At 28.9% G+C, this 5618-nt stretch carries 2 protein-coding genes; one reads left to right on the plus strand and one right to left on the minus strand.

All coding sequences use genetic code 11. From position 1 onward, the window contains the following. Positions 1-156: 156 nt before the first annotated feature. Positions 157-1425, minus strand: a complete 1269-nt coding sequence (locus C568_RS0129860; protein ID WP_018783692.1) for a helix-turn-helix domain-containing protein — start codon at positions 1423-1425, stop codon at positions 157-159. Positions 1426-2143: 718 nt separating this feature from the next. Between C568_RS0129860 and C568_RS0129865 the strand changes: the two genes are divergently transcribed. Continuing rightward, the gene (locus tag C568_RS0129865) at positions 2144-5269 is read left to right on the plus strand and encodes a type 2 lanthipeptide synthetase LanM family protein (protein ID WP_018783693.1); all 3126 of its coding nucleotides are present in this window, start codon (positions 2144-2146) and stop codon (positions 5267-5269) included. The last annotated feature ends 349 nt before the right edge of the window (positions 5270-5618 follow it).

Raw genomic sequence — 5618 nt, forward strand, 5'->3', positions numbered from 1 at the left:
TACAAATTTAACTAATTAAATTTGTAACTTATTATATAAAAAATTACCGTAATTCAGCACCTGACTTTACTGTAGAAACATGTAGAAGGAATTTTACGTATATTATTACCAAGATCCTTGATTATTCTTCCTCCTTATATGTATTTATAGTCTGTTTTAATTCGTCGAATTTTCAATTGATATTTTTAGATATTTTGCTGACATTTTATAGGCACGATTATCAAAAAAATAGTTTCCTAGTTCGTGAGCCAGTTTACTTACTAAAGGGTATTGCTTTCTTTCTAAACCCATTTCAATTGCTTTTTGCATATATTTTTCATATCCATAATAATCTCCTCTTAATTTGGATATCTTCCCCTTAAATCCATATAATTGAACATGAGCGTCAGGTACATCAGAATCTGATAAAAAATTAAATGCTTCATCCATAAATTTATTAACAGTTTTCCAATCTTTACATTCTATATGAACCTCTATTAAACTTCGTAATGTGTATATCTTTTGACTTTTTTGATGGAGAAACTCACTTTGTTGCAAGCTTTCTTCAAAGTACTGAATAGCATTAGTATAATCCTTCAAACCTTGGTAAATTTTCCCGTAATTATAGGAGATTATAGGTAAATACATAGAATTATTATTATCTTTCACTCCAAGTTCTGCCTGCTGTAAGCATTCAAGAGCTTTGTCATATAATTCATCTAACTGATACAGTAGTGCGAGCATTAACAGAGTGTTTATTACTTTCTCCTCCAAATTAAATTTCAAGGATATTCCGTAAGCCTTCCGAGCGTACAAACGACTAATGCTTTTATCTTTATAAAGCTCTTTATTTACAATACATAGATTATAATATATACTAGCGTGTTGCGGAGTCTCTTCTAGACCTAGTAAACTCTCTGTCTTCACGTAAATTTCATGTGCGGCCATATAGTCTTGTTTACTATAAAAATAATGACCTCGAGCCATTAAATAATATATATAATCTTCAGTATACTCAGGGTCTATTTGATTTGGAATAACTTGCGAGGCCTGAGTTACAATTGGTTCTACATGTAATAAGTTATTATTTCGAGAATGATAGTATATTAAAACACCATAAGCCTTTAATAATAAAAGAATAGAGTCTATATCACGAACATACAGTTCTAAAGAAGATAAGTCTTTTTCACTTATAATATTATCGTTTTTATACCTATTACATATTTCAAGAAGCTTAGGTTCTATATCCTCATGATCTGCATCTACAAGAAAATTGTAATCAACCTCTAGCTTTTTTGCGACTTTTTCTAAAAAAGGAGCTGAGGGTTTAATTTGTCCATTTTCAATTCTACTTAAATAAGTTATAGAACATATCCCGGATACTAATTCTCCTTGCGTAAATTCTTTATGTATACGTATTTGTCGGATTCTTTCACCAACGTTCATTTTCCTTCTCCTTTCTCTGAATGAATATTTTTGGGCAATATTATATATGTATTACCTATCATAATATGTGCATTGTCTGATATCTAAACAGAGAAGTAACATTGTATATTTCCTCATGCATATCAATCCAACTGTGAAGGGAAAATTGAATACAACGTAACTGTAACTAATTACTTTAATTATTAATATTTATTTGGATGCATATGGAATTTGTATGCCCGATTTACTACTATTAGTTGTCTCCTCCTTTTCGCTTACATTACTATATTATACCAATTTACTAATGATTACGCCTAACAAAATTCATCCTTTATACCTTCAACTTTTTGGGATAAAAGTCTCCTATCTAAAAACGTTAAATAATTCAAGGGTCTTATATGTTGCAGAAACTATCTCAAATCACGAAACATGTAAAACAATACAGAAAAAACTATTAAAAATTCACAATTTTTTTAATTAAATTTTACTAATTGTTATTAACATAAATTAACACGTATATTTTAGGTATAGAAATTCAATCAGTTGGAATATAGTTACTCTAATATTAAAAAGTTCTATAAATATGATAAACAATGTCATGTTTACAAACAGTCGAATATCTCAACAAGCTATCAATCTAGTTAGTCTATTTATTCTTATTGATACATTGTCGTAAATTTCAATGGGTATTTTTTATCTTAAAAACATATTATATAAATATATTAAAGGAGAATGCTATATGACGTTACAACACGGTACATATTTATTAGAAAGAGAAAATACAAAAAATACATTTGATGAAGAACGTTATCAAAAATGGGTAAGTAAGACCGGGCTAAATGAATCGACTATTGATACTCTAATTCAGGAAAATAATATTGAGTTAGATAATTTCAAGACTATATTATCTAACAAAGAACACCCCGAGTTAACAAACTCATTAGAATGGATTACTATTGTGAACAAATTAATAAATGATGATAAATATTATAATAAAGATATTAAATACTTAGATGAAATTGAAAACATTCTATTTTATGCATGTTATGTGCCTTTTTTCAACTACAGTTTAGAAGTAATATCCAATAAATTAAAGAACATACATGAGGAAAAAATGTCTTATCTCAATATGGAGAACCTTAAGAAAAATATTGTATCAACTGTAGCTGAGAGAGTTTGCCGACTTGGATTAAAAGTATTAATAACAGAAGTTAATATGGCGAGAGCCGGTGATTTACTAAGTGGTGAGAATGAAAAAGAAAGATATCACAGTTTTATTAATGAATTTCTTCAGGATAAAGAATATATACAAAGCTTATTTAATTCTTACCCTGTAATGGTAAGACTAATGGTAGAAACTGTACATAGTACTGTAGATGCAATGTTTGAAGTAGTCTATCATTATATGGAAGATCGAAATCAACTAGTTGAACTTTTTGGTGAGGACTACAACACTTTAACATCAATTGATTTGGGAGCGGGTGACACTCACCAAAATGGAAGAACTGTGGCTATGCTAAACTTTAATAATAAAGGCAAATTAGTATATAAACCTCGTTCGTTAAAAACAGATGAATTATTTAATGATTTATTAACTTGGATTAATAAAAAAGGGTTTAAAAAACCACTGCAAAATTTGACAGTATTAAGCAAAGATGAATATGGATATCAAGAGTATATTACAGGAAGTGAATGTAATACCTCCCAGGAGGTAGAAAACTTCTATTATAGACAGGGTGCATATATAGCTTTATTTTATATACTAAATTCAACAGATTTCCACCATGAAAATATTATTGCTGATGGTGAGTATCCTATATTTATAGACTTAGAAACATTATTTAGTAATACAATTGAATTAAATGCTAAGCTAACAGATACTAAAAGTGCTTCTATCAAACTATCATTAGATATTAAGGACTCTGTTTTTCAATCGTTAATGCTACCTGCAAAATTCAGTGACGATCCTCTTATTGATTATGATTTAAGCGGTTTAGGAATAAGCGGAGAACTAGAAGTAGAGCCTTCGGCGGTAAATGCTCTAGATAATGTATATAGTGATCAAATTAAAATGGTTAAACAAAAAATTAAGTTACAAGAATTCAATAATACCCCACGTATAAAACAAAAGAAAACAAATGCTAGTGAATACGCTCAAGAGATTATTAATGGGTTCACAGATATGTATAAACTAATATTAAATAATCGACAAGAATTTATATTAGAAAACGGTCCATTATATGCCTTTAAAGAGACTTTCGCAAGACAAGTTTTTAGACCAACTGAAGCTTATGCAAGATTTGTAGAGGCAAGTATTCATCCTAAGTACTTAAAAAATGGGGTTGATAGAGAAAGCTTATTTTATTATCTATGGCATGGTACTAACCTCCAACCGAAATTTAGCCGAATTACAAAGTATGAAATACAAGACCTTTTAAGAGCTGATATACCTTATTTTACTTTCAAAGTTGGTTCAACAAGTTTATTTAGTGCAGATAAAATTGAAATCAAAGATTTTTTTGATAAAAGTTCGATAGATATAATAAAAGAAAAGCTAACTAGATTAAGTAGCACAGATCATGACCGACAAGTAGAATTTATAAAGCTTTCACTTAGTGCAATTGCTACAAACAAACAAAAAACATATACTCCTTATGGCTTTAAAGGGGTAGAAAAAGATCTTTTAGATACAAAAAATAATCACAAAGATCAGTTTCTGAATGAAGCAAAAAAAATAGGTGATGAAATAGTAGATCGTGCTATTGTCGGTGATGATTTCAAAGATGCCTTGTGGTTCGGTCTTAACTTGGATAGTAATGAGCAATTTAAATTGTCTCCTATAAGCACTGATTTATATAACGGTAGCTTAGGAATAGTGCTATTCCTTGGGGTTCTAGCAAAAGAAACTAATGATGAAAAATATAAGAAGTATGCTGTTGCTGGATTGAATCATGTTGAAGAAAAGGTAGCACATACGAAATTATATTCAACTTCAGCATTTTCAGGATATAGCTCTATTTCATATGTATACGCTTATTTAGGGGAGATTTGGAATGATCAAAAACTCATTGATAAATCTAGAGAATATATCACCAAAATAGATTCTCTATTAATTGAAAATGAGACTATGTATGATTTTATAGGTGGATTAAGTGGTTCACTTCTTGTATTAATCAGGCTATATGAAAAGTTTAACTTTACTGAATTAAAACCTATTTGTGATTTAATGGCTCAAAAATTATTAAATCAGGCTTCTCATCAAATAAAAACTAATACCTTACTCACTGGATTAGCACACGGTGCTTCTGGGTATGCTTGGCCATTATTAGAATATGCTTATAAAATGGATCAAAATCACTTACTAAATGACATATTGGCAATATTAGATTATGAAAATAGTAAAGTAAATGCTAATCAAGATAATTGGTTAGATTTAAGAGGAGGTAAAAGTCTTGAAGCTCCAGCATTTTGGTGTCATGGGGCAGGCGGAATAGGGATAAGTAGATTAATGATGTCCCAATTTATTGAAGATGCTACTATTAATGATGATTTGCAAAAATCCGTTAATATACTAATGACTAAAGGATTTGGTACTACCCACACCTTATGTCATGGTGACTTTGGAAATCTTGATTTTCTTTTGACTTATGCTCAAATAACAAAAAATAATGAGTATACGGAGATTTCAAGAGAAATTGGAAAATATGTATTAAAACAAAAAGAAGAGAATGGGAAATGGAATTTCGATCAAGACGGTGATGTAAATATCTTTGGATTCATGATCGGAACTTCGGGTATAGGCTTTGAATTGTTACGTTTAAATAACCCTGATATTCCTTCCGTATTAAGTTTAGATTTACCATAAAGTGAATTGATATAAGAAGCATTATTGAAAAAGCATTCATGAGGAATGCTTTTTCTTATTATCTGTACTTTTTAATATAAATCAAAAAGTATAAATAAAAATAACAAATTTGGTTCTATAAATATTTTTCATATAAAGTATATTTTAAGAGAAGAAATTCCGAAAAATTTTGTAGTTAAATATATTTATAGGCATTCAAACTAATTTTATATGTTTGTATGTTTTATATAATAATTGTTTTATTTGTTTTATATGTTTATATGTTTTAGGAGCGTGAAATATGTTGATATATAAGGAATTATAGCACTTAACTATAACAAAAATGGTTATAAAGATAACAAATTTGGTT

This window comes from Bacillus sp. 95MFCvi2.1, assembly GCF_000374965.1.
Lineage (GTDB): Bacteria > Bacillota > Bacilli > Bacillales > Bacillaceae_G > Bacillus_A > Bacillus_A pseudomycoides.

Bases quoted from the DNA above. Each gene is read 5' to 3' on its own strand.
- C568_RS0129865 (WP_018783693.1), top strand. From the start codon at position 2,144: ATGACGTTACAACACGGTACATATTTATTAGAAAGAGAAAATACAAAA.
- C568_RS0129860 (WP_018783692.1), bottom strand. From the start codon at position 1,425: ATGAACGTTGGTGAAAGAATCCGACAAATACGTATACATAAAGAATTT.